The sequence below is a fragment of the Flavobacterium gawalongense genome (genome assembly GCF_007097265.1).
In the GTDB taxonomy this organism is placed as follows: domain Bacteria; phylum Bacteroidota; class Bacteroidia; order Flavobacteriales; family Flavobacteriaceae; genus Flavobacterium; species Flavobacterium gawalongense.
The window spans coordinates 49,257-74,795 of record NZ_VJZP01000007.1; the positions used below are offsets into that span (position 1 = coordinate 49,257).

The 25,539-nt window shown below is 33.2% G+C and carries 19 protein-coding genes; 5 read left to right on the plus strand and 14 right to left on the minus strand.

All coding sequences use genetic code 11. From position 1 onward, the window contains the following. Window positions 1-117: 117 nt before the first annotated feature. The gene (locus FNW38_RS05750) at window positions 118-2,583 is read right to left on the minus strand and encodes a glycoside hydrolase family 3 N-terminal domain-containing protein (RefSeq protein ID WP_144064693.1); all 2,466 of its coding nucleotides are present in this window, start codon (window positions 2,581-2,583) and stop codon (window positions 118-120) included. A gap of 156 nt (window positions 2,584-2,739) precedes the next feature. On the opposite strand from FNW38_RS05750, the gene FNW38_RS05755 reads away from it, so the two are divergent. Further along, complete coding sequence (locus FNW38_RS05755) at window positions 2,740-3,486, plus strand: NUDIX hydrolase (RefSeq protein ID WP_144064692.1); 747 nt, start codon at window positions 2,740-2,742, stop codon at window positions 3,484-3,486. An 18-nt stretch (window positions 3,487-3,504) separates the two neighbouring features. Then, complete coding sequence (locus FNW38_RS17890; RefSeq protein ID WP_262710872.1) at window positions 3,505-3,627, plus strand: hypothetical protein; 123 nt, start codon at window positions 3,505-3,507, stop codon at window positions 3,625-3,627. Between the two features lie 123 nt (window positions 3,628-3,750). Here the strand turns inward: FNW38_RS17890 and FNW38_RS17440 are convergent, their stop codons facing one another. Further along, complete coding sequence (locus FNW38_RS17440; protein WP_185963093.1) at window positions 3,751-3,921, minus strand: hypothetical protein; 171 nt, start codon at window positions 3,919-3,921, stop codon at window positions 3,751-3,753. Window positions 3,922-3,977: 56 nt separating this feature from the next. Next, window positions 3,978-5,405, minus strand: coding sequence for an L-serine ammonia-lyase (locus FNW38_RS05760; protein WP_144064691.1), 1,428 nt, complete (start codon window positions 5,403-5,405; stop codon window positions 3,978-3,980). 461 nt (window positions 5,406-5,866) lie between these two features. Here FNW38_RS05760 and FNW38_RS05765 point away from each other — a divergent pair, with 461 nt between their 5' ends. Further along, window positions 5,867-6,280 (plus strand): heavy metal-binding domain-containing protein, encoded by a 414-nt coding sequence (locus tag FNW38_RS05765; protein ID WP_144064690.1) that lies wholly within the window; start codon window positions 5,867-5,869, stop codon window positions 6,278-6,280. 20 nt (window positions 6,281-6,300) lie between these two features. Here the strand turns inward: FNW38_RS05765 and FNW38_RS05770 are convergent, their stop codons facing one another. From FNW38_RS05770 to FNW38_RS05795, 6 genes are all read right to left on the minus strand, one after another. Next, the gene (locus FNW38_RS05770; protein ID WP_235890158.1) at window positions 6,301-6,723 is read right to left on the minus strand and encodes a DoxX family membrane protein; all 423 of its coding nucleotides are present in this window, start codon (window positions 6,721-6,723) and stop codon (window positions 6,301-6,303) included. Between the two features lie 238 nt (window positions 6,724-6,961). After that, the gene (locus FNW38_RS05775) at window positions 6,962-8,233 is read right to left on the minus strand and encodes an NRAMP family divalent metal transporter (protein ID WP_143386578.1); all 1,272 of its coding nucleotides are present in this window, start codon (window positions 8,231-8,233) and stop codon (window positions 6,962-6,964) included. A 261-nt stretch (window positions 8,234-8,494) separates the two neighbouring features. After that, window positions 8,495-10,786, minus strand: coding sequence for a translocation and assembly module lipoprotein TamL (tamL, locus tag FNW38_RS05780; protein WP_144064689.1), 2,292 nt, complete (start codon window positions 10,784-10,786; stop codon window positions 8,495-8,497). Continuing rightward, window positions 10,779-15,782, minus strand: a complete 5,004-nt coding sequence (locus FNW38_RS05785; RefSeq protein WP_144064688.1) for a translocation/assembly module TamB domain-containing protein — start codon at window positions 15,780-15,782, stop codon at window positions 10,779-10,781. The genes tamL and FNW38_RS05785 overlap by 8 nt, the downstream gene beginning before the upstream one ends. A gap of 167 nt (window positions 15,783-15,949) precedes the next feature. Continuing rightward, a complete protein-coding gene (locus FNW38_RS05790) occupies window positions 15,950-17,647 on the minus strand; it encodes a Na/Pi cotransporter family protein (protein WP_143386575.1) in 1,698 nt (565 codons plus the stop codon). Between the two features lie 149 nt (window positions 17,648-17,796). Next, a complete protein-coding gene (locus FNW38_RS05795) occupies window positions 17,797-18,606 on the minus strand; it encodes an NIPSNAP family protein (RefSeq protein WP_143386574.1) in 810 nt (269 codons plus the stop codon). A gap of 229 nt (window positions 18,607-18,835) precedes the next feature. Between FNW38_RS05795 and FNW38_RS05800 the strand changes: the two genes are divergently transcribed. Beyond that, window positions 18,836-19,624, plus strand: coding sequence for a transglutaminase-like domain-containing protein (locus FNW38_RS05800; protein WP_218043701.1), 789 nt, complete (start codon window positions 18,836-18,838; stop codon window positions 19,622-19,624). 706 nt (window positions 19,625-20,330) lie between these two features. Here FNW38_RS05800 and FNW38_RS05805 read toward each other — a convergent pair. The 4 genes from FNW38_RS05805 to FNW38_RS05820 form a co-directional block, all read right to left on the minus strand. Beyond that, complete coding sequence (locus FNW38_RS05805; RefSeq protein WP_143386573.1) at window positions 20,331-20,768, minus strand: acyl-CoA thioesterase; 438 nt, start codon at window positions 20,766-20,768, stop codon at window positions 20,331-20,333. A 966-nt stretch (window positions 20,769-21,734) separates the two neighbouring features. After that, window positions 21,735-22,295 carry a TetR/AcrR family transcriptional regulator gene (locus tag FNW38_RS05810; RefSeq protein ID WP_144064687.1) on the minus strand — a complete coding sequence of 187 codons (561 nt, stop codon included), beginning with the start codon at window positions 22,293-22,295 and terminating at the stop codon, window positions 21,735-21,737. 69 nt (window positions 22,296-22,364) lie between these two features. After that, window positions 22,365-23,426, minus strand: coding sequence for an MBL fold metallo-hydrolase (locus tag FNW38_RS05815; protein ID WP_144064686.1), 1,062 nt, complete (start codon window positions 23,424-23,426; stop codon window positions 22,365-22,367). Window positions 23,427-23,637: 211 nt separating this feature from the next. Continuing rightward, on the minus strand, window positions 23,638-24,426 hold the full coding sequence (locus tag FNW38_RS05820) for a tetratricopeptide repeat protein (RefSeq protein ID WP_144064685.1): 789 nt from the start codon (window positions 24,424-24,426) through the stop codon (window positions 23,638-23,640). Between the two features lie 399 nt (window positions 24,427-24,825). Between FNW38_RS05820 and FNW38_RS05825 the strand changes: the two genes are divergently transcribed. Then, complete coding sequence (locus tag FNW38_RS05825; protein WP_144064684.1) at window positions 24,826-25,050, plus strand: hypothetical protein; 225 nt, start codon at window positions 24,826-24,828, stop codon at window positions 25,048-25,050. Here FNW38_RS05825 and FNW38_RS05830 read toward each other — a convergent pair. Then, window positions 24,995-25,303 carry a hypothetical protein gene (locus FNW38_RS05830; RefSeq protein WP_144064683.1) on the minus strand — a complete coding sequence of 103 codons (309 nt, stop codon included), beginning with the start codon at window positions 25,301-25,303 and terminating at the stop codon, window positions 24,995-24,997. The two genes, FNW38_RS05825 and FNW38_RS05830, sit on opposite strands and share 56 nt — an antisense overlap. Between the last annotated feature and the right edge of the window lie 236 nt (window positions 25,304-25,539).

Sequence of the window (25,539 nt, forward strand, 5' to 3'; positions counted from 1 at the left end):
CCACAATTTTAGGTGACAGGTTATAAAATGTAAAAGTAGTAAAACAAATTCTTTAGAAACAAAAAAATGGGTCCGAAAAATCGAACCCATTTTTGAGTAATTCTTATAAATAGTATACTAATGTTTCAAATCAGTGAATTCTGAGTCGGCCGCAAACGCTGAATTTGTTTTTTCAACAATTTTCTCTTTTGCTAAAGTAAAATTTGCTGTTTGCTTAATATTTAATGATGACGTTCCAATTGCTACTTTATAAGAACCTGCTTCGGCAATCCAAGCTTTTTTGTTTGGAATAAATGAAGCTAAATCTTTTGGATTTAGTGTCAATACAATCGTTTGACTTTCTCCAGGTTGTAATAAATTAGTTTTACCAAAAGCTTTTAGTTCTTCTGTTGGTTTATCAATTGTTTTTGCAGGAGCAGAAAGATATAGTTCTACTACTTCTTTACCTGCTATTTTACCGGTATTTTTTACGGTTACGGTAACATTCATTTTGTCTGCAAATGCGCTTGAACTCAATTTTAAATTAGATACATCAAATGTAGTATAAGATAATCCGTAACCAAATTCGTAAGATGGTTTTACATGGAATGTATTGAAGTAACGGTATCCTACATAAATTCCTTCTTCGTAAGTTACACTTGTAGGATTTTCAGCAGGTGTTCCAATCCAGTTTTTAGCTGATGGTGTATCTTCATATTTTACTGGGAAAGTCATTGTTAATTTTCCAGAAGGAGTTACTTTTCCAGAGAAAACATCTGCAACAGAATTTCCACCTTCTTGACCCGGTTGCCAAGGTAAAAGGATAGCATCTACTTTATCTTTCCAGCTTGCCGTTTCGATTACACCACCAATATTTAAAACTACAACCACTTTTTTGCCTTGAGCATGAAAAGCTGCTGAAACAACATTGATTAAGTTGATTTCATCTTGAGCCAAATTAAAATCTTCATCTACTTTACGGTCATCACCTTCACCAGCATTTCTGCCAATTGTGATTAATGCCAATTCAGAAGTATTTGCTTTATTTTTAATAACTTCTTGGTTTAATGCTAATTCAGGAAGCCTTTTTGGAGTTGCCAATAAACCTTCTTTTTCACGTCTTTTTGTTTCAATCTCTTTTTGAGCAGCCATAAAAGGCTTGTATAATCCTTCTAATTCGGTATCAATAGAAAATCCGGAGTTGGTTAATCCTTCAATTAATGAAACAGAATAGGCTTCGTTAACATCACCACTACCAGTTCCGCCAGAGATAAAATCATAAGAGGTTACACCAAAAACGGCTAACGGAGCTGATTTTGAAGTAAAAGGCAATACATTGTTATTGTTTTTTAATAAAACAACCCCTTCTGCAGCAGCTTGTCTTGTAACTTCTGCATTTTCTTTTAAGTTTGGTTTGTTAGAATATTTGTAATTACTCATTGCCGGAGATCTCATTACTAATTCAAGGACTCTTCTTAAATTGATATTGATTTCTTCTTTAGATAATTTTCCGCTTTTTATATCTTCAACAATTGCATTTTGTTGTGCAGGTAAGCCTGGCATCAATAAATCATTTCCTGCTGTAAGTTGTTTGGCAACATCACTAACAACGTCTTTAGCCATAATGGCTCCAAATCCATTATAACCTCCAAACCAGTCTGTCATCACTAATCCTTTAAAACCCCATTCATCACGAAGTACAGTAGTTAATAGATCTTTACGTGCTGATGTGTAAGTACCATTTAATAAATTGTAAGATGACATTACTGTCCATGGCTGTGACTCTTTAACTGTAATTTCAAATCCTCTTAGGTATATTTCACGTAATGCTCTTTCGCTAACATGTGCATTAACACCCATTCTGTTTCTTTCCTGATTATTGGCGGCAAAGTGTTTTATTGAAGTTCCTACACCATTAGATTGTACACCATTTACCATTGCAGCTGCAATTTTTCCTGCTATTAATGGATCTTCAGAATAGTATTCAAAATTTCTTCCACATAATGGGTTTCTGTGAATATTCATTCCCGGGCCTAATAAAACATCTACTCCATATTCTTTTACCTCATTACCCATTGCTTTACCAACAGTATTGATAAGTGCTACATTCCAAGTAGAAGCTAATGCTGTTCCCACAGGGAATGCGGTAGCATAATACGTATTCGAATCCTCTTCTCTAATGGATTTAATACGCAAACCAGCAGGACCATCAGATACAATTACGGAAGGAATTCCTAAACGGGAAATGGCTGTTGTTCCTCCTGCAGAACCAGGAACTTTTGCGGTATCTTTTCCAGCAGTAAACTGCATTTTAGCCCAGTCAAAACCAGGCATTCCAATTCCAATAAGCATACTCGCTTTTTCGTCATCAGTCATCTGATTGATTAAATCTTGGATTCTGTCTTGAATAGAAAGACGGTAATCTTCGTATCGGTCTAACTTTCCATTTTTATTTAAATCAGAAAAGGTAAAACCATTAAGGGTAATTATTGGATTAATTTTAGTCTCTTTTATTTCTGGTTTTTTTGCCCAAGAAATTCCAGAAATGAGTAGCGCTGAAAGAAGCGAAGTCTTTGCGATTTTTGAAATTGAATTGTTTTTCATTTGGTTTATTTAGTAAATAGTTTTTTATTGCTTCATTATGAAGCAATATTAATTATTTTTTTTAATATTTGCAAAAAAAGCAGTTTATATTTTGATTATCAGTTTTTAAAGTAAAAATTATAATCTATTTCATATTTTTGCAATCAATTTATAACAATGGGATTTAATAAAATAATAGAGGGGAAATCAGCTGAAGCTTGGGACATATACATCCCAAATTTATCCGTGGATTGTGTCGTTTTTGGATTTCACGACACCACCTTAAAAGTATTGGTTACAAGACTAAAAGAGATAGATCTTTGGGCTCTTCCTGGAGGTTATGTTTTAAAAACAGAAAATCTTAAAGAGGCGGCCAATAGAATTTTATTTAGTAGAACAGGTGCAGAAAATATTTATTTGCAAGAATTTAAAGTTTTTAGTGATTTGAATCGAACGGATGGAATTTTTGATAATTTTCCGGACACACTATGGAACAAACAGCGATTTCTATCCGTTGGATTTTATGCCTTAGTCGATTTTCATCATGTAAATTTAGTTATGGATGATTTTTCTGATGCGTGCGAATGGAAATCAATTGATGAATTGCCAGATTTTATGATGGATCACAGAAGTATTTTTGATAAAGCATTAGAAACGCTGCGCAGACAATTAAATCATAAACCGATTGGCTACAGTTTATTGCCTGAAAAATTTACTATGCCCGAACTTCAAAAATTGTATGAAATTATTTTAGCAAAGAAACTAAATCGCGGCAATTTTTACAGAAAAATGTTGCGTTATGATATACTTCAAAAACTGGATGAAAGCAGAAAAGGCGGTGCACACAAAGCTCCAGATTTGTATAAATTTGATATAGAAAAATACCAATTAGCGCTCAAAAATGGATTGAATGAAGGTTGGTAATAGTTTTTAAATTGCTAAATGAGTGAATTTATATTTTCATTATTGACGATGAAGAAAAATTACGCTTTCTTCTTTACTGGAGTGATTGAAAAGGTAGCAGTATATCAACCTATTCTAAAATTGGAATTGAAAAGGAAGTAAATTCCAGTATTCAGTCGCAGTTTGCAGTATCCAGATTATTAAATATCTGAATCGCAAACTGCGACTGATCAATTTTTTTGCAGTCTGAAATATTCACGGCAATCACTAATCCATGAATACAATTTAATAGTCATCATTATCCAAGTCAGACTTCTCTTCATTTGCTTTTTTATAATCATTATTTAAAAAATTGGTATACTCTTTTTTATCCTTCTGATTTTTTTTAATAAGAAATACGATCAAAATAACTACACAAACGGCTACAATACCCACTATTATCCAATTGATTTCCATTGCTTTTATTTTAAATTAACGATACTATTTTTAAGTTTTGGATAAAAATGAACCGCTTAACAATCCGCCATATTCACTGCAATGGCTAAACCACCTTCGGAAGTTTCTTTGTATTTATTGTTCATGTCTTTGGCGGTTTGCCACATGGTATCCACCACTTTGTCTAAAGGTACTTTTGCGTTTTTCGGGTCAGTTTCTAAGGCTAGTTCAGCCGCATTAATGGCTTTTATGGCACCCATCGTATTTCTTTCGATACACGGAATCTGGACTAATCCTCCAATTGGGTCACAAGTCATTCCCAAATGATGTTCCATGGCAATTTCGGCAGCCATTAAAACCTGCTCCGGAGTTCCACCCATTAATTCACACAAAGCAGCAGCAGCCATTGATGACGAAACGCCAATTTCTGCCTGACAACCGCCCATTGCAGCAGAAATAGTAGACCCTTTTTTGAAAATACTTCCTATTTCGCTGGCTACCATCAGGAATTGTTTGATTTCTTTTTCTCCCGCATCATGGTTTTCGATAACTAAATAATACATTAATACAGATGGAATTACGCCCGCACTTCCGTTTGTTGGAGCAGTAACCACACGCCCTAAAGCGGCATTAACTTCATTTACGGCCAAGGCAAAACAGCTTACCCATTTTAATATTTGACGGAATTTCACTTCGGTCATTCTGATTTGTTCTAACCAAGTTTGTGGCGAATTATAGTTTGCTAAGCCAATGAGGTTTTGGTGCATATCAAACGCACGACGGCGGACATGTAATCCTCCGGGTAAAATTCCTTCGGAATGGCAACCGATATACATTGACTCCAACATGGTATTCCAAATGCGCATTAATTCATGATGAATCATTTCTTCGGAACGCATTGATTTTTCATTTTCATAGACAATTTCCGAAATCTTTTTATGCTCGTTAGTGCAATAATTCAAGAGTTCAGCTGCCTTGTCGATTGGAAATGGGAAAGCACATTTTATGGCAATTTTTTTCTTGGCATTGATGCGTTCTTCTTTCACAACAAAACCTCCACCAATCGAGTAGAAGGTGGAAATGTATTCTTTACCATCCGTTATGTAGGCCGTAAAAGTCAAACCATTAGCATGAAAAGGAAGGAAGTTTTTATTAAAAACAATATCTTCTGAAAAATGGAAAGGAATCTGGTTTTCATTGCCAAGATTGATTTCATTTTTATCCTTGATTGATTTTATAATTTTATCGATATTTGAAATAGGAATATATTCAGGATCTTGTCCGCTCAAGCCCAACATAATTGCCAAATCAGTAGCGTGACCTTTTCCCGTAAGCGAAAGAGAACCGTATAAATCTACTTTTACCCTGCTTACAGTATGGATTAAGTTTTCGTTTCGCAATTCTCCAAGAAAACGTTCCGCTGCACGCCAAGGCCCAAGTGTATGCGAACTCGAAGGTCCTATACCAATTTTAAGCATATCAAAAACAGAGATACATTCTTCCATATTTATAGTAGGTTTTATTTAATGCAAATATAATCGAATGTAATAACGATTACGACCTAAAGAGGATAAATGATGGATATTTAATAAAATTTCTATTGGATTTTAATTATTCTTTAACAGATTATGATTTTTTTCATTTCTATGGCCAGTTCATTAAAATAGCAAATCATAACAAATTGTATTGGCTACTTTTATATTTAATAGAAGAAATAAATTATTATGAACAATATTTTATCTGAATATAGGGAAATTGTGAATGGTTGTAAATTACACCTCAAAAATAATGTATAACTTTGATAAACAGACTACTTAAGGTAAAGTGGAAACAAGTCATTTATAAGCTATATTTTTATTTTTAACAGAGAGTTGTAAATTTAATTTCAAATTTTTTTATTGTTCAGGTTGAATTAAAGTTAAAACAGAATACAAAAGATATTTAAATAATTTAAAGCTCAAATAAAATGAAAAATTTATTTATAATACTAATGTCTGTTGCATTTACAACTATTGTATCTGCTCAAGACAATATAAGTAAAAAAGGGAATATGCATGATATGATAAATGATAAAATGGATAAAAAAATATATTATACCTGTCCGATGCATCCCAATGTTATGGAAGATCATCCCGAAAAATGTACTAAATGTGGAATGGATTTAGTTAAAGCTGAAAATGTTACTAAAACCGATTGCCCAATGTGCAAAGAAAAAACTACAATGAAAGATGGTAAATGCATTAAATGTGGTAAGCAAATTACAGAATACGAAGAGAATGGACTTTCTAAAAAAGAATATGTTTGTATGTGTTGGCAAGATGAAAGTAAAACAACGGGGAAATGCTCAAAATGTGGCGCTAAAATGGAAGAGATGAAATAAATTGATCTTAATTTATTAAATTATATTTCTGTGTTTGCAAGTTCTTTGTCATCATAATACTTCACATTGTATTTCCCACCTACGACAAGTGCTCCGGCTATAAGAACTAGATTTTTAATAATGTATTGCCCCGCCATTGTAGGACAATAGGGAAAAGCATCAAAACAAATTCTAGGTAAGATGAATAGAGGGAAAAAAGTAACTGCCATATGTAGCAACAGTAAAATAATTGTAAAAGGAATAAAACGTTTTATAAGTAATCCTAGTCCTATAATTACTTCAGCTAAACCAAGAATAGGGATGAATATTTCAGGGCGGAACCAATAAACCGTCTTTTCAACGAGTTCTTCTGCAGGACTCATTCCTATAACTTTTAAAGTTCCAAACCAAATAAAAACAATGGCAATAGCGATTCGCATAATGTCTATGCTATGCTTTTCCATTTGTTTACTAAAATGAAAATAAAAAGAATGGAAAACTTGGTTCATGCGAAAGGTTTATTATAATTATCTAATTCAATCAGTTTTCAGAAAGCAAATTTATCAATTTAAACGGATATCGAATTTGCAATTTATGTTCGTAAAGAAAGGAAAAAAAAACAGAACAGAAATTGTAATTTTCTTATTTGTTGTGATTTTTTTGGAGTAATGCAATGAAGAATTGAAAAGCATAAATTTATTTCTAATTATCAGTTACTTGCAGGTAAATTAAAGTGAGAGCTGCAGTTGTCATAATAAGAAATGCCGTAATCCCAAGAATATTTGCGGTTCTCCCGTTTGTATATTCTCCCATCACATTTTTGTTGTTTGAAATATGAAGAATAATAGCAATTAATACAGGTGCGGTCAAGCCATAAAGAATTGCAGTATATAGCAGTGCTTTTATTGGTGAAATACCAATATAATTTAAGGATAAACCTAATATCAGTGAAATCGCAATAACAATATAAAATGCTTTTGCTTCATGAAATTTTTTGTCTAGCCCCTGTTCCCAACCAAAAGTTTCGGTGATAATATAAGAAAGGGAGCCGCTTAAAACGGGAATAGCCAAAAGGCCTGTACCAATAACCCCAATTGCAAAAAGAAGGTATGCGGAATTACCTGCTAATGGTTTTAATGCCATTGCTGCTTGCTCCACAGTTTCAATTTGATGAATTCCACTTTTAAATAAAACGGTTCCGGTGGTAAGAATAATAAAAAACATGACCAAACCAGAAAAGGACATCCCAAAATCGACATCTTCTTTCATCTCATTAATTATTTTTTTATTTACCATTAAATGCTTTTTCTTGTGTTTCATTTCTTCCACTTCCATAGATGCTTGCCAAAAGAACAAATAAGGTGAAATGGTCGTCCCAAGGATACCAACAAGAATGCCGATGTACTCTTTATTGAATTGTATGGTAGGAATAAATGTTGCCTTGAGTATTTCAGTTAAATCCTGTTCATATAAGAAGGGAACTATTAGATACACCAAAAGAACTACGCAGAGGTATTTAAGAGTTGAAGCAATTTTTTGATAAGGTAAATACACAATTAATACGAGCAGAATTATTGTGAAAACAACACTGAAAAAAGTGGCTTCGATAGCTGGGAATAATAGATTGCCTACTGCACCCATTCCTGCAATATCAGCACCAATGTTCATTATGATAGCGGGGAAACTAAAGAGTAACATTAGATACAAAACAGGTCTTGGATAATTTTTTTTAAGTGTTCCTGTTAAACCTTGCGAAGTGACCAAACCAATTCTGGCACACATTTGTTGAATCGAAGCCATTAAAGGAAAAGCAATAAGTGCGGTCCATAATGTTGAAAGTCCAAATGCAGCACCTGCCTGAGAATAAGTAGCAATTCCGGAAGGATCGTCGTCACTGGCGCCAGTTATTAAACCGGGTCCTAGGAGTTTCCAAAAACGCATAAACTTGGTTAATATTCTTTTCTTGGCAACCATTTTTTAACTGCTTTTGAGTTAGTAACTGATAACACAATTGTGATTCGTAAAAGTACAACTATACCATTTATTTTCAATGAATTTTCATCCAATATTCATTTAATCAGTAGTTTAAATTAGTTTTTATTCGTAACTCTATTTATGTTGTTTTACGTTCTATCTTATTTTTGGTTAGGTATAAAATTTACGAAAAGCATTAAAATTCGGATTATCAACAGATTACCAATATTTTGAATAAGAGTTGATTTGCTAAATTCTGGATTAAAACGGATATCCAATAGCCAAATTAAAAACTAAATTTTCTTTTCTCCATGAGCCATTTCCAAAACTTATTTTATCTATAACCCAACGTTCGCCATCTGGCAAATACGGTTTCCGAATAGGGAAGGCGAAGTCCGTTCTAAGAATAAGAAAAGAGAAATCAAAACGGAGTCCGGCTCCCGTTCCAACAGCTATTTCATTCAGAAATTTTTTAGAAAATTGAGCTCCCGGTTTTTCGGGATTATCTTTCAATAGCCATATATTTCCTGCATCTACAAATAACGCACCTTTTACAAAGTCGTAAATTTTGGCTCGGTATTCCGTGTTAAATTCCAGTTTTAAATCGCCTGATTGATCTGCCAAAAAAGAACTGGTAGTAGCAGAACCATCAAAACTTCCAGGACCTATGGAACGTGCACGGAACGCTCTTAAACTATTGGTTCCACCAATGAAGAACTGTTTTATAAATGGCATTTCACGCGAATTTCCGTAAGCAAATCCGGCTCCAACAATAATTCTACTGGCCAGTTGTGAGTCCGGTCCTAATTTTAAATAATGTCTAAAATCGTTTTCTATTTTAACAAATTGGCTAAACGGAACATCAAATAGTTTAATAGTATCGCCTTTTTGAATATTCGCTCCTGTAACTAATCCGGCAATGTTTCCTGCCAGATCTATAGTACCTTTGTAGTAAAATGTATTTTTCTTTCTTCTTTGTAATGTATTGGTGTAGGTATAGGAATACGATGGTCCAAAGATTAATTGTTTTTCGATTACTTTCCCCAAAGAAGCATTAGCTAAAATTTGTTCTTGGTATAAAGGAGTTACATTTTGCGGACTGGCATACGTAATCTCTGTAACATTCAATACGTGTTCTTTTCGCTCATTTTCTTTCCATAAATAACCAAAGGAGCCTTTGAATGTTTGTAACGAATATAATTTGGTTCTGTTTTGGAATTCATATCCTAATGTAGCTTTTGTTTTTGGCACAAAACCACTTGAAGGGTTTAGTTTAAAAGGAGATACAAATCTTGGCCAGACTAAATTAGCTTCAGTACCAACGCGATACACATTAAAGCCATTATTTTGTCCGGAAACCTGTACTTCAACGCCGCCAAATGCAGAAATGGTAAGTAATTCCGCACCTCTAAAAGTATTGCGATTACTCCAGTTTAAATTCAGTTCAGTTCCGGTATAATTAGCAGAATTGGTTTTCGCCAGCACTTCCATCCGAATTGATTTTTTGGGTAATGGAGTGAGATAATAATAGGCATCCAGATAATTTCCGATCGTATCAGAAACTCTGAACTGATTTTTCACGAATTTGAAAGTACCCAAATTGACTAATCGGTTCAAAGATAAATTATGATTGGTACGATTGTATAAATCTTCTTTTTTGAAATACAGCACCCGATCAAAAATTCGTGGTTTGAATAAATTTTCAGGATCTATAATGGTAAAATCATTGTATTTTTTAATCGAATTAAAATCGGTTTTTAAACTATCAGAACCAATGGAGTAGTTGGGATAAACAATTATTTTATTGATTTTGAATGGTGTTTCGGCTAGTTTAGGAGTTTCTTCTTTTACTTTTACGATGAGATCCACCTGATGATCCGCAACGGTACTATCCACTTGTACTTTGAGATAATCGGGATTAAAGTAAAAAAAACCTTTTTCTTTTAGTCTGGCGTCAATTCGAATTCTTTCCAATTTTATGGCATCAAGGCTGTATCCCTGATCTTTTTTTAATAGACTTCTGCGTCTGGTATTGCGAACAGCACTTGAAATTAAAGAGGAATCTGTTGGGAATTTTACTTCTCTAATTTTATATTGTTTATCTGGTTTTACACTATATTCCGCGGTTGCTTTTTTACCTTTTCTGGTTGAATCTGCAGTAGTTTCCGCGTTGAAATAACCACTGTTTTCAGAAAAATTCTGTACAACACTTTTACTGTATTCTAAATCGACCTGACTGTATAAAACGGGTGGTTCTCCCACTTTGGTTTTCAGCCAATGGCGCCATCCTTTTTCTTTTTTGGGTGTTCCCGCTAAATTGTAGATGTATAATTTTGGTCGTAATCCTAAAAATGAGGAGTTGGGTTTTGGTCTAAGAATATCTTTTAATGCCGTTTTTAATGCTTTTTCCTCTTTCTTCGAAGTTTCATTTCCTTCCACTTTTACTTTTGCACCAATATAAAGAAGATCTCCTTCGGGTAAATATTTTGTATTGCTGCACGATGTGGCAAACAATGTTAAAAAAAGAAAATATAGTAAATGGGTCTTATTCATCAGATTTCTTTTTTGATTTCTTTTTTAATTTTTTAGCTGCTTTTTGCGCTTCACTTTTACGGAATAATTCCATGAATTTATTGTAATCCAAAGTGATTATGAAAGCAATTCCGGTCTCCACAACTTCACCTTGAAGTGCCACTTGATATTTGTTAAGTCGATACGCTCGCATTTTATACCTTCCGTCTTTTGAAAGCTGGTAATCAATAGAAACATCACCGGCAATATTGTTTGCATTTTGATTGACTTGTTGCGGTCCTTCAATCCCAAAACTACTTCCAACAGTAACTTTCAATCGGTCGTTCAGCAATTTTTTGGAAATACCTACATTCAAATCGGTTCTGTTTTCTCGCTGCCCAGTTGTATAATCGTCAGAAGTATTTAAATCAAAATTAAGTTCTACACCGCTGATTAAATCTCCTGCCAGATTATTAAGTTGTTGGGATAGAATTTTACTGGCACTTTCCCTGGCTATTGATGAAACGTTTGTTCCACCGGTTTCGCTGGCAAACGGATTCTCTCCAATAAAACGATTCAGCAGGAGTAAGGCAAAAACTTGTTTGTTTAATTCATCCGGTTGCTGACGCAATTGGGTCAATTTAGCTTGCGTAGTAGTAATGATTTCAGCCGAAACGCTATTGTTCCCTTCCGGTAAAATGATATCAAAAGAAATGGTAGGTTTCATTAATTCACCAATCATTTTTAATTCGGTTTCAAAAGGAAGTTTTTGTTTGTAGGTATTTCTCACTTCGGCAGTAACATCTCCTAATTGGTCGTTCACTAAATCAATTGGTGCGGCTTCCGTTTTATAGATTGCTGTAATATTAATATCGGCCGTTGTGGGTTCTCCGGCCCATAGAATATAACTTCCTTTTTTGATGTCGAATTTTCTTTTAATAGCATTAAAATTCATTTCATAACTTCCTTCGGATAACTCATATCTACCGGTCAGCGTAGTTTTTCCGGACGGATCAATTCCACCGTTCAATTGTGCTTCTCCTTTTAATTTTAGGAAATCTCCGTTGGCTTTGTCAATGACCAAGGATAATTCAGCCTCTTTATCTATTTCAATATTTACTGAGGCATTGATTCCTTTTATATCCATTTCACTGTTCAATTCATCAAGAACCATGGTCTCCTCTACTTGCGGATGGTCTTGGTCAATGAATTCTACAATTCCTTCTCTATCGGCAATTGACGGATCCGATTGTGGTAAAACAATAGTGAATTTAGTGTCTTTATTGATTTTGATATTTCCTTCTACAACGGGATTGTCAAAATTGCCTGTTATTTTTAAATGATTGTCTAAGTATAATTCACCATAATACAAATCATTGTCTTTGGCTTTAGAATTAATAGCTTTAAAATTATCAGCATCTAAGGCTAAATCAAAACCAAAATTCCTGAAGTTCTCACTATTAATTTTTCCATTGATGGCTAAATCATTGTCTTTCTCATCTTTGATAATAAAATTATCGAAAATTATAGCATCGCTGGTAAATACGATTTTATCATTGATAGATTTGAATTTCGAATTGAGTTGAGTAGCTTTGAAACCAATTTCATTGAATTGCAATTCCCCAATCACTTTAGGTTGTTTTGTATTTCCTGTTATTTTGAAATTTCCAGTCAAAAAGCCTGTACTTTCTTTTATATTATCCAATGTAAAACCCTGAATACTTTTCAAATTCAGTTTTTCAATAGCCAGATTCATATCAAAACTGCTGTCAGTTGTTTTATAATTTCCGTCTAAATTAACTTGATTTCCCTGACCTGTAATTGCAATTACAGCATCATATCTATTTGCAATTGCATTATTTACTTTTATACTAATAGTACCGACAGTATCTTTTTTGAAAGTAAAATTTTCAATATTCAAATCCGAAGTGAAAAGTGGCTTTGTATTTATATTTTTCACCAATGCGTTTCCATTGATTTTACCACTCATCTGTAAATCCTTTTTTTCAACCATGCTAGTGATGGTTTTGATGTCAAAATCCTTGAAATCAATTGCGATAGGTGCATTCGTATTATTAGATTGGGATTGGATTCGGATGTTACTTCCGTCTTTACTTAATTCGAAATTATCAGCGTAAATTCCTTTTTTGCCAAAACGAATTAAATTGTCTTGGGATATTTTCCAAGATTCATAGTTGAGTAACAGATTGTCCGGACTAAGGTTTATTTCGTTGTATCCGTTATTCGCTTGTAGTGTACCGGTAATCAAGTACCTTTCTACGTCTTTTACATCTTTTAATTGCAATGTATAATCCAGAATATTTTTTTCGCCTTTCCCGGAAATATTGGTGTAAGGCAACTGAATTTGTTTGTTTTGGATATCATCTATAATTAAAGTGTAAACAAGTGCTTTATCTTGAGTATCCACTTTTAGAGTCGCATTTGTAATGGTATTTTCTCCATAAATTAATTTTGGAATGGTACCGTTCAGAACAATAGAGTCGTTTACGGAATTGTATCTTCCATCTATAGTAATAGGTTCAAGACTTTTCAATTCAGGAATAAGTTTTAATAGAATTGGACTGTCTTTTACACTAATTTTAAATGCAAATTGTTGTTTTTCAACAGCTATTTTTCTTGAATTCGGGTTGCTGTCATAATATTGAGCAATAGAATTTTTTAAAGCAGTCGCTATTTTTGACAACTTGTATTTTCCATTTACTTCCCCATCTAAAAATGGGGATTTCAATAGTAATGTATTCTTTTCAGAAGTGGATGTTGCGACTACGGTAATAGAATCAATTACAAATTGTTCATTCGCATTGGCTATCGTTATGCTGTGCGCATTCACTGTTCCGTTGAGGTAATCTAAATTAGCCGATTGAATGTCAGCATCTACAACACCTCTTATTTTCATTGGGCCTGCATGGAGATTCAGTTTTTCCAAATCGGCGATGTCAACATTCAGTTTTAATTTCCCTGTAGGATATTTGTCTCTGAAACTACCGCTGCTGACTAAATCAAAAGTCAGATTAGGATCTTTTGCGAAAGCAGTTGCATTGAAATTTCCGCTGTGAATATTCCCTTTTACGCTCAGATTTTGATACGTATATTTATTGTAATACGCTTTTAGAATAGTTCCGTTGAAAGAAGTCGTAGCAGTTTTTAGATTGGAACCACTTCCTTTTATGTTGGCTTTTAAAGTGACTTTTCCAATAGAATCGTTTTTGATAAATTTCCCTAATTCAAAATTAGTCAGCTCCATTTGGGCGTCATATTTATCCTGATTTTTTATGCTGCGGTCGTATGTGCCTTTGATTTTTGCATTTCCAAAACTACTTACCAAATTCATATTGGTATTAAAATTAGCAATAGTCCCTTTGAAAGTCCCTTTGGCACTGAACTTGGAAGGCAACTGAATCGAATTTGGAATCGTTCCTGGAGGTAAAAATCCATTAAAATCTTTTGAACCGGATTGTAAGTCTTCAATATTCAAATCAAAATACGCTTTGTTCACATCAGGTAAACCGATAATTCTTCCGCTGGCAGCCACTTTTGTAGCTCCAATACCGCTAATTTCTATATCTGGGAATTCAAAATTCTTTAATTTTCCTCTAATGTCTCCATTCACAAGCAGTATCGCATTGGGATGGCTCATAAAAGGATTCGTGTTTATCAAAGTAGGAGCAAAAAGCAAAATATCCTTAATACCCAATTTACTTTTCTTCAAATAAGCAGTAAGCCCTAATTCTCCTGGATTTTTAGCCAGTGATTGAATGGATGGATATCCAATTCTGATTTCATCTCTCAACTCCGTTTGAGGGGTTTTTAAATATAATTTTTTAAGAAACGCATTTTTTTTACCGTAGAAAAATTCAGCGTTAAACGATTGAATGTTTAAGCCGCTTTTGTCTTTAAGTGTTAACGAATTTGCTTCTCCGGAAATATTTTCGGGATTGTAATTTAGGAAATCCACTTGTAGGTTTAAATTGGTAATACTCAAATGGTTGTAATCGATACCTTTTTGAATTGCAACAGCATTATTATTGTCATAACGGAAGGTTACACGTTTAAACTCCGTTTTATTTACTTTGACTTCCCAGTTGTTGGGTTCACCGTTAGCAGATTCTTTTTTTGCATTTGTTTTGTTTTGTTTGCCAAAAGCCAATTCGCCTTCCGCACCAACTAAGTCAATACTTTCGACTAATAGCAATTGATTGTAAAGATCAATTTTGTCGATTTTAGCTAATAGTTTTTTAAAGTAGAATTTAGTGGATAACTTAGTTTCCTCACTCTGATAATCGAAATCAATTTTTGCGAAATCAATTTCTCCCAATTTTAGTTTTAGGATGGATTCCGGAGTGTTTTTGGCGGCGGCCACTTTGGTTGCATTGGAGATTTGAACCAAACCTTGTCTTAATTTAAACTTTAGTCCATTAATTTTAGCTTTTGGAATTTCAAAGTTCATTTTGTCTAAATCGAACGTTCTAATTCTCGTTTCAAAGTGATTTAGATTGGCAATTATATTATTTTTTGTAACGGCATCGGTATAATTAAACTTTATTCGGTCCAGCTTAATTTCTTCCACGGAAAATTGCATCGGTGGTGTATCGCTCTTCTGTTTCTCTGGCGAAGCAAAAGCCTTAACAATGTATTCAAAATTAAAAACGGCTTTCGAATCTCTATTTAAATTAGCTAAAATACCTTCCATTTCCACGGAATTAATTTCGACTTTGTTGTTCATTAATTGCAATAGGCTAATATCTACAGCTAATTTTTCTCCAGCAAAAAGAGTGTCTTTTTTTTGATCTTCAAAATAAACGCCTTCGAGAATTACTTTTTTTGGAAGTCCAATTTCTATTCGGTCAATAGAGACTTTGGTTTTGATTTTTCCTTCCAGATAAGTTATCGCTTTTTCTTTGGCATAATTTTGAACTGAGGGAATTTGAATAGCCACAACTAATATTAAGAACAAAAGGATTACTGATCCTATTATCCAAAGGAAAATCTTTAAACTTTTCTTTAAGTATTTTTTCAAATGGTCTTGTTTTTAGGTCTAAAATTAACCAATTTAATCCAGAATAGCAATTTCAATCACAAACAGAATTATCCACAAAGGTGAAAAATAGAAAAAGAAATTTATTACAAAATTTAAAAATAGTATTGTAAAATTTTTGGATGGTAATAAAAATCTACAACTTCAGTTTATGTTTTATATATTGGAATTTCATTAAAATTTTCTGCCTGTTTTTCATCTAATAAAATGTCTTTTATAGCCATTAGCATCGCTTTATTTGAAGTAAAAAGTTCCCGATTAAAATTGATAACTGTAGTAATGTCTATATTTTCAATAGGGGCGAGTTGTGCTTCAGTGTAAAAGGTGTTGAGTGCTGTAGTATAGTTTTTTTGAATCGTATCAAATAAAGATTCCAGTTCTTCAAAACTTGCCTGTTTTTCTTTATTGAGTAACGCATTTAATTTCAGGTAGAGATTTTCAGTTTCATTTTTGTGATGTAGGAAAAATTGATATTTGATATCTTTAGACGAACGACTGAGATTCGCAATATTACTTCCAATATCTTTCACACTTTTCACGGCGTGCATGGAACTTCTTCCGGCAGAAATTAATTGGTTGAGTTCAGAATTTTGTTCGCTATTTAATTTTGCTCTTAATTTCAAATAAAAAGCCTGTAATTCGCCTTGCAACTGTTTTAGGAATTCGTATTTTTCTTCAATAGTTTTTGAATTAAAATTCCTTTCCTTATTGATTTCCTTGAAATCAATTTGTTCCTCAAGTGCAAGAATATGTATCTTGAATAGCTCAAGATTGAAAATCATCGAATTATGGATAAAATATTTCGTTTCCATTCGGAATAAATCCAAAGCAGTTTCGTGTTCATTAATTGTGGCATGTCCTATAAAAGCAGCGGTAGAACCATCAGTATCTTTGAAAAAACGTTCTAAAAATTTTGCAAACAAATCGAGTAGGGGAAGAAAAATAACAATAGAGAGCAGATTGATCAGGCTTGAAAAAGTTACTAAGCCAATGAGCGGATCCTTGATATTGAAAATGTCAGTTATCAGCGACAGAATTGGTTTTAGCAATAGAAAAGCAAATACCGTGAGGAAGACATTGAAAAGTAAATTACCGAGTACCACCCGCTTTTTTGACGCATTACCTCCTATAGCGCCCAATAGTATTTTGATCACTGTGCCTGTTTCCGATCCCAAAACAATGGCAGCTGCTGAGGGAAATTCGATAGCTCCCACATGAAGTGCACTAAGCGTAAGTGCCATAGTTACGGAACTGGATTGAACAAGCAAGGTGATGATAAACCCAATGAGTAGAAAAACAGCCAGCGACATTTCGGCATATTTCGAAAAATCAAAGTCCTTCACCTGCGCTTCCATAGCCGTTTTCATAAAGGAAAGCCCAATGAATAATAAGCCAAACCCGAGAAGAAAATAAGAGACATATTTCATTGTCTTGCGGTTCCTGAATAGGATAAGAAAAAAGCCCCCTAAGCAAACCGCCGGATAGGCAACCACTTCTATATTCGTTTTAAAACCAAGCGTGGCGACCAACCAGCTATCGAGTGTGGTGCCCAGATTTGCACCAAGAATAACAGCCATGGCATTTTTCATGGTAAATACGCCAGCTCCCACAAATGCCAGCACCATCAGCGAAACCATTGAACTGCTCTGAAGAACACCAGTTACTATAGCTCCGCCTGCTACAGCTCCTATCTTGTTTTTGGTAATGTGCTGTAGAAAGAGTTTGAAATTTCTCCCAGAAAGATTCTTTAATGATTCCTCCAGTAAATACATAGCAAAAAGAAACAAGCCAATTCCGGCAGCAAGTTTAAAAATATGATTGAGGATTTCCATAGCTATAAATAACATTAAAGATACTTAAATTTATTAGTAAATTATTGGTAAAAAAATCAACTTCCCCTATTTTAAAATTACAAAGTATTTTCTAATCTTAAATAAAAAAACCACAACTTTTTTAGAGTTGTAGTTCTGTTTTACGGAATGTTGAGTTGTAAAAACTAATAATCGGAATAGTCCGTTGGATACATAAAAGTAATATCAATATGAGATACATTATTTTTATATTTTTCCATTCCTGACATTTCTTTCCATTCTGGTGCTTCACCAAAGGATTTCCAATGTGCGTCTCGACTGGCTTGATCAGCGAAAGTGGTCATGTACATTAAGTTTGGCATCTTGGCTCCCGAAATCACTTCGCTATAAAATACCGCATTAAATCCCAATTTATCAAAGAGTTTAATTTCTCCGCCGCCATTAAACATATCTACTTTGTTTTTGTAAATAGCTTCTGTTGCTGATTCGTAACTTCTTAATTCATATACGCGATTTGCTCTCGCGCTATTCAAAGCTGGCTTTGTCAAAATAGGATGATCTGAAAAAGCTTTCAATAAAACAGATTCTATACGCATATAAGGCGGTTGTTTGTAAGTAGCATCCAAATACTCCGCTCCGGTAGCTAAATAAGTTTTGTCCTTGGCTAGTTTTTCGTCAAGTCCAAGAAATTGTTCCATAGACAAAAATGGAATTAACACCATAATTTTTTTTAGGGTGTCAGTGGCGTTGGGTTTTGGTTTGAACACGCCAATATTTTTAATTCCTAATTTTTTCAATCCTGGCAAATACGCTTCTTTCAGATATTTATCAGTGATTTGTTCTTGCTGTTTCGTTTTTAAAATATAGGTTTTGAGTTGGTAGAATTCCCTTGATTTTGTGACAGGTTTTGTCTCCATTGCATTAGCGGGAGTTGTTTTGAAACTGGTAATTGTAAAGATGATTAGTATTAAAAAAAGTAATTTTTTTAATTTCATTTTTTAATTTTTTATGGTTAGAAGTTAAATTTCAATAGATTATAAAAGTATAACAAAAAACTGCAACTTTTTATAGTTTATGAATGAATTCTTTCCTTTTTTTGGGCCAATTTATATATCTTAAAGTCTATTTGGAGTCTTATTTGAGAATCTGATAAAAAGAGAAAGTGAATGGCAATAAATTAAATATTGATAATTAGTAGCAATTGCAAATAGGTATATTTACAGGATGAAGTTTACAGTATACAGTGAGTTATCATACGAAGTCATTTCTCCAACTACCTTTATTTTTAATATACAGGCAGCAAAATCGGCGAGTCAAATAGTTGTTTCAGAATCTATTATCGTTACTCCCGCCATAAAATTTGAGGAATTTACATTGAAAAATTCGGGTACACGGTTTGTAAAAATGCAAGTAAACCAAGGATTGTTTTTTACAATAATTTACCAAGCAGAAATTGATGTTCACTATACGATTTATGATGAAAAAGTACTTTTGAAATCTATACCAATTATAAACCTGGATAACGAAGTATTACCCTTTATTTCTCCAAGCAGGCATTGCGAGTCGGATAAATTATCAGAATTTGCCATGAATGAATTTGGATTTTTGCCCAATGAATATGCTAAGGCTAAGGCCATAAATGAATGGATTTTCAATACTGTCGAATATAAAACAGGCGTTACCAATTCCAGTACTTCAGCATGCGATACGTTACTGTACAAAGTGGGTGTTTGTAAAGACTTTGCACATTTAGGGATTGCGCTGTGTAGAGCGTTAGATATACCGGCACGCTATTTTACCGGATATGCGTATAATCTTAATCCACCAGATTTTCATGCTTGTTTTGAAGCGTATATTGGCGGACAATGGCTGTTTTTTGATCCCACTAAATTAGCTGTTTCTAATGGATTAGTAAAAATAGCGAATGGGAAAGATGCTTCAGAAGTAGCGGTTGCCAGTTACTTTGGAGATGTTAATTGTACATTCATGAAAATTGAATGCACCCCCTGTTAAATCTGACTTTAAGTCTTTTAATTCTGAATTTGATGAAATTGAAGCGATTTCTTATGAATGAAATTCTATTGCTTAAATGTTTATTTAAGAAGTTTTTTAATCTAAAATTTTTCTAATGGTGATTCGGTTGTCGTCTCTCATTTTCCAGATTTCTCCAAACAAAGTAATGTTTTCTCCCATTTTAAATTCATGGTATTTGTCTGCACTTCCAAGGTTAGGAATACTAATTACAGCAAAATAAATTGTCCCATCGGTAGTTTTTATCTTGGCAGTGTCTCGTCCTGAAAAAAGTGTAAACTTTTTTCAGGACGAGACAAACAGTTTGATTCACCGAGTAAAAAAATCCGTGTAAATCGGTATAATCTGTACAATCTGTGGGCTAATATTTATGCTTTATAAATGTAGAAACGACGAAAATTGTATTCGAAATGATTTTAGTCCGCATTACGGATAGTCATATTATTTAAAATATAATTTGTCTAATAGTATTGATTGATTTGGTTCATCTAAAAAATTATAAAAAATGTAACTAATTGAATTTTAAGCAAATGCATTCTATTTAATTGACATGAAAAGCACTTTTAAGAAAAATACTCAGTCAGTTTGAGCATCTCGTTTGGACCAACAATCTCAAATCATTTTATTCAAGAAATTGAAAATGAACTAGCAGTTTTGATCATATAGCGATTAGTTATTTAATTTCTTTTTAAAGACCTACAAAATCTTCACTTTTAGGGAAAATACTCAAGGCTTGAACTGCAATTTCAGGAGTAGGAGATGCTAATTTGCGAAGTTTGGTATCCATCCAAGCGCCATCAACAGTTATGGTTGCACAAAGTTTGTTGTCTTCATTCAAAAACTCATGAACAATAGACCAGCGCGAAGCATCGGCTTTCATTTTGGAGGTTTTGGTATGCATAAAAATTTTGTCCGAAATCTTTATTTCTTTTCTAAAAACACATTCTTCCCTAAAAAGAATAGGGCCAAAATTTTGTGCTTGCATCACCTTCATTGTTAATCCAAGACTTTCTAGAATTTCGATACGATGTTGGGCTCCAAAATCATAGTATGCACTATGTCGTACATGAAAATTAGGATCAAGATCAGACCAACGGAAAGATAATTCTTTTATAAATGAAGTCATTTTATGTTGTTTTAGGATACTTTCTGGATTAAATTTTAGTGAAAGTATATAGATTTAGAAAATCGAAAATACTAATAAAAAAGGAATGTAATGACGGTAGATCTTGTTTTTTAAGGCTTTTTTATGATAATCAAACAAAAGTAATTTGTTAATTTATTGCTTGTTATAACGAAAAAATTAATGTGGCCTATCTTTGTATTATAAAAAATGATTATTCAATTCTGGATAATAAAATAAAACCTAAGAAGGATGAAAAAAATAATTGTACTGTTGTTGCTAACGGGCGGTATGTATGCTCAAGAACAAGTGTTTAATGTGCAGCGGTATTGCATAGATGAGAACCTTTTAAACAAGGCGAATGTAATATAGCAGGAAATGAATACTCTTTTGTGTTCTTAGACACTAAAAAGAGCAATGTGGTATTCTTTCTTACTGAAATGAGATTGAAATATAAAATTGTTAAGTCAAGTATTTTTTCTTTCGATCCTAATTATACCGTCTATACTTTAGAAAATGAAAAGGAACAAATAGAAATGAGAATAAATAAGCAGAACACTAAGATCGAATTCCTGTATCCTAATAATCACATTTATTTAACGGTAGGGAAGTCTACTAAGGCAGTAAATTAATTGATTGTCAGAAAATTTAACTTACAGCAAACTTTTGTTTGCTGCTTTTTTAACTGGATTGAAATTCGTGCAATTCTTTGACAAATTGTTTTCGTTGGTACCAATCATTATAAACCAAATGATATTTTTCAACTTTGAATTTTGCGAAATCAAAATTCCGATACTTTTCTAAAGTTTCAATCCACTTTTCTTTATGGCTGATTTCTTTTCGAAATCGAGCGACAGTTGCGTGAGCTGTATTAATGAAATAGCGTTTGTCAATACTTTCCTCTAATCCTGAATTCGTGAAATTTGTTCTTAAGTTGTTTCTCTTTTAAATCCATTTGTTTGCTTGTCTTTATGTTATCATATCCCAAAGCAGGTCAAAAGTGTCATTAATAACGGTATCTTGTTTGGGTTTTGAAAATTCCTTCGCAACTAAATATTGATTGATGCTGAAAGTGTGTCCACAAATTAGTGTAAAAATGAGGTCAACATCCATCGGCTTTATGATTTTGTCTTTTACTCCTTTTTCTAAAAGAGCCATAATTGGTTTAATATATTTCTGAATTTCTTCTTCTGCTATTTGTTTTAAGTAAGGCGAAGAGTTGAATTGTTCAATGAAACGGAACTCTGTCTTATGCTTTAATGCCCAATGAAGTGTAGTGGAATAATACCCTTTCAAGATTCCCTGCAACGATTTTTCGTCTTTAATTGTTTCTGAAATGTGTTCATTCAGACGGCTTTTAATGTCAATATATAAGGCCTTGACTAATTCGTCTTTTGTTGGAAAAAAGTAAAATAAGGTGCCGCTGGCAATGCCTGCTTCCTTTGCAATTTTACTTGTTGGTGTATCGTGAAAGCCAAACTCAACAAATAGTTTGAGTGCCGCCGCTACTAATTTTTCTCTCTTGTCCATTATTCAGATTTTATTTTTCTCCAAGGGTAAACCGCTACGGATTGCTTTATTCACAAGTAATTTATGGGGTTATTTTACCCCTTTCCACCATTGGGAAAATTGTTGTGTTGTATCTTTTAAATTTACCTGTTCACCAATCATCGGTGTGATGAGGTTTAGGTTTTCTTGTTTGTTGTTTTCTGTTATCAATTCCAGAGGTTCGTACCAAGGATGATTCCCGAGCGCAAATTTTGAAGAATGGACCGGAAAAATTCGTTTGGCGTTTAAGTCTTTTGCTGCTTGCAAAATTTCATTTGGCATCAGGTGAATGTATTTCCAACTCTTGTCATACTGACCATTTTCTAAAATGGCTAAATCAAAAGTGCCAAACGTTTTCCCGATCTCGGCAAAGTGTTTGTCGTAACCACTGTCACCACCAAGAAAAATTTGCATTGTTGGCGTTTGTAAAACATACGATGTCCAAAGTGCCTTATTTCTAGTTAGTCCACGACCTGAAAAATGTCTTGAAGGAACCGTATGTGCCGTAAAACCTTCGTCCAAAACTATTTTATCGTTCCAGTCTTTTTCAATGATTTTATTGGTGTCAAAACCCCAATATTCAAAGTGTTCGCCGGTGCCAAGTCCGCAGATTATTTTTTTGATTTTAGGTTTTAGTTTTAAAATGGTTTTGTAATCCAAATGATCCCAATGGTCGTGCGAAATAAAAAGATAATCAATTTCAGGAATGTCATCCGTTGTGTAACGATCGGTTCCCTTGAATGCTTTTGTTGAAAACGAAAACGGTGAAGCAACGCCACTTAAAACGGGGTCAACTAAAATTCGTTTTCCTTCAATTTGAATGTAGTAGGAGGAATGCCCGAACCAAACCAAAATATTTTCGTTTAGGTCTACATTCAAAAGGTCTGTCTTTGTAGATGGAATTTTGTCAACTGGTGTAACATTCTTATGCTGCCCGAAAAAGAACTCCTTAACAACGGTATAATAGGTCGCTCCTTCCGTCAGGTCAGGAGTGGTGCTTTGGTTTTGAAAAGAACCGTTTTTATAATTCGGAGATTGTTTAATTCTCTCCAACCGTTCGCCTGTGGGCAGTTTACCAAATTTGGCATGTTTTAAATATGAAAATATACTCATTATGAATAAGAGAATTAAAGAAATTGAAATAAAGACATGTTGTATTACTGACTAATCAGTCAGTAAATGTAAATCTATTTTTTCAACTGGCAATAGTTTTTCTAAAAGTAATTTTTTTTGTAAAAAGTAGCGGGTTCTATGCAATCTTGTTGTTGACCTATTTTTTAGTCCTCTGATAGCGAAAGCAAAGGACTTTACAATGTTCAATGATTTAGGATTTTGAAATTTCTTCCAATACTTTTTTTCCGTTTTCATTATTTGGATCAAGTTCCACCGATTTTTTATAATTTATAATGGCAAGCTTTTTATCTCCATTTTTCAAATAGGCTTCTCCCAAACTATCATAGGTATTCCCTGATTTTGGAAACGCTTCTACATTTAGTTTGAAAACTTCTATAGCTTCTTTTACTTTTCCGGTTTGTAATAATTGGTATCCTGCGCTGTTCATCTCATTTTCGTTGATAGCGTAGGTACTTGAGTTTTTATTTTCTTTAAAATAAGTTAGTCCAGAGACCATTCCCTTTTCAAGAATAACTTCTACTAAAGCATTTGCCAATGATTTTTTAGGCAAACTGTATGGTTTATTGTATAGGATATTTCTAATTGCTTTATTCATCTCGTTTAAGTTCGCACCCCCCGTATTGTTTAATAATACAACCAGATTTTTGTCAGACGGAATGCGGGAAACCAAAGTGTTAAATCCATTTATTCCACCGCCATGCTCAATAACCGTTATGCTATCATTTTTTTCTCCATTGAAAGCCTTATTAATAAACCATCCGTAACCATAATGTCCCGGTCCTGCAGGGATATAGGAATTAAATAATAGATCTCGATATTTTTTCGAAAGTAACTTTTCCGTGTAAAGCGCTTGATCCCATAAATACAAATCATCTACGGTAGAATACAAAGAACCGGCAGCATAGGGGATAGACAAATCAAGATAATTGGCATTATTATAGTTTTTAATATTTTTCCTTTTTCCGCCAACTCTTTCCACTCACTTTCTGTCAACTCAATAAACTTTGAATTCCAAGGCTCATTAAAATCAATCTTTCCCTGCTCTAAAGAATTTAAATCAGATATTTTATCTTCTAAGTGGTCTTTAGATTTTGTATGTTTGCTTATAACTTTATATTTATACACTATGCTTGATTTTAATTATTATGTTGTTACTTCTTTAGTTAACGACTTTCCATATTTTACCACTTGTGCTTCTATTGACAACGTATTTTATAGGATTTCTAATTTAGAGTTGTTTTTATCTGATGGTAAAAGTGGAATTTCTGATGAAAAAGTAGAGTCTTTAAATTTTAAACTTATCACAAGTAAGCATTTTACAATATAATCTATTAATTATTTTTCTTACTTTTGGTTTTCATTTAAAAACTTTCTAATTATGGGACATCAAGAAGCAATGCTTTATTTAAAAAATAATCTTGAAAAATTTCAAGAACTTAATCCAACTTCTATTTTTATTGTTTCTCCTTTTTTACATAAAGATTTAGTCCAATTTATGAAAGATATAAATGAAAAAGGTATAAACAATATAAACGTACAAGACTACTCTACTGATGGTCAATTTGGTGTTTACACATTTGATTATAGAGCGTTAAAGGGTTAATTGAATACCTATTAATATTTAACGATACCAATATTTCATCACTATTTTCAATTTTAAATGTTGGGAGTACTAAATATTTATTTTTAAATTCTAATATAACTTCTTCTAGCTTTACTTTTAATTTTTTTTCTAAACTGTCATACTCTTCACTTGTATATGTTTTAGAGTCAGAGGCTAGATAATTAATTTCTCCGTCTGCTTTTTCAAAGTTTTCGGCTAAATTTTGTAGAGTTTTAAAATCCTTTTCAGTCATTTTAAGTTTAGTTTTTAAACCTTGATATTGGTCAGAGTCCTTTCGGATGTAAACTGACGCACAACTTGTATATACTCGCTACAAACTAGCGTATATGCACCCAAAATCGGGATGCTTTACGCCATAAATAGCTTTTCTATCGTTTTGCTAATGTAATTAATTTATTACGAATTATTGGTATTAAAATTTTTGAAGTAATGGGATAGAAATCAATACAATTTAGGAATCAGATTCCC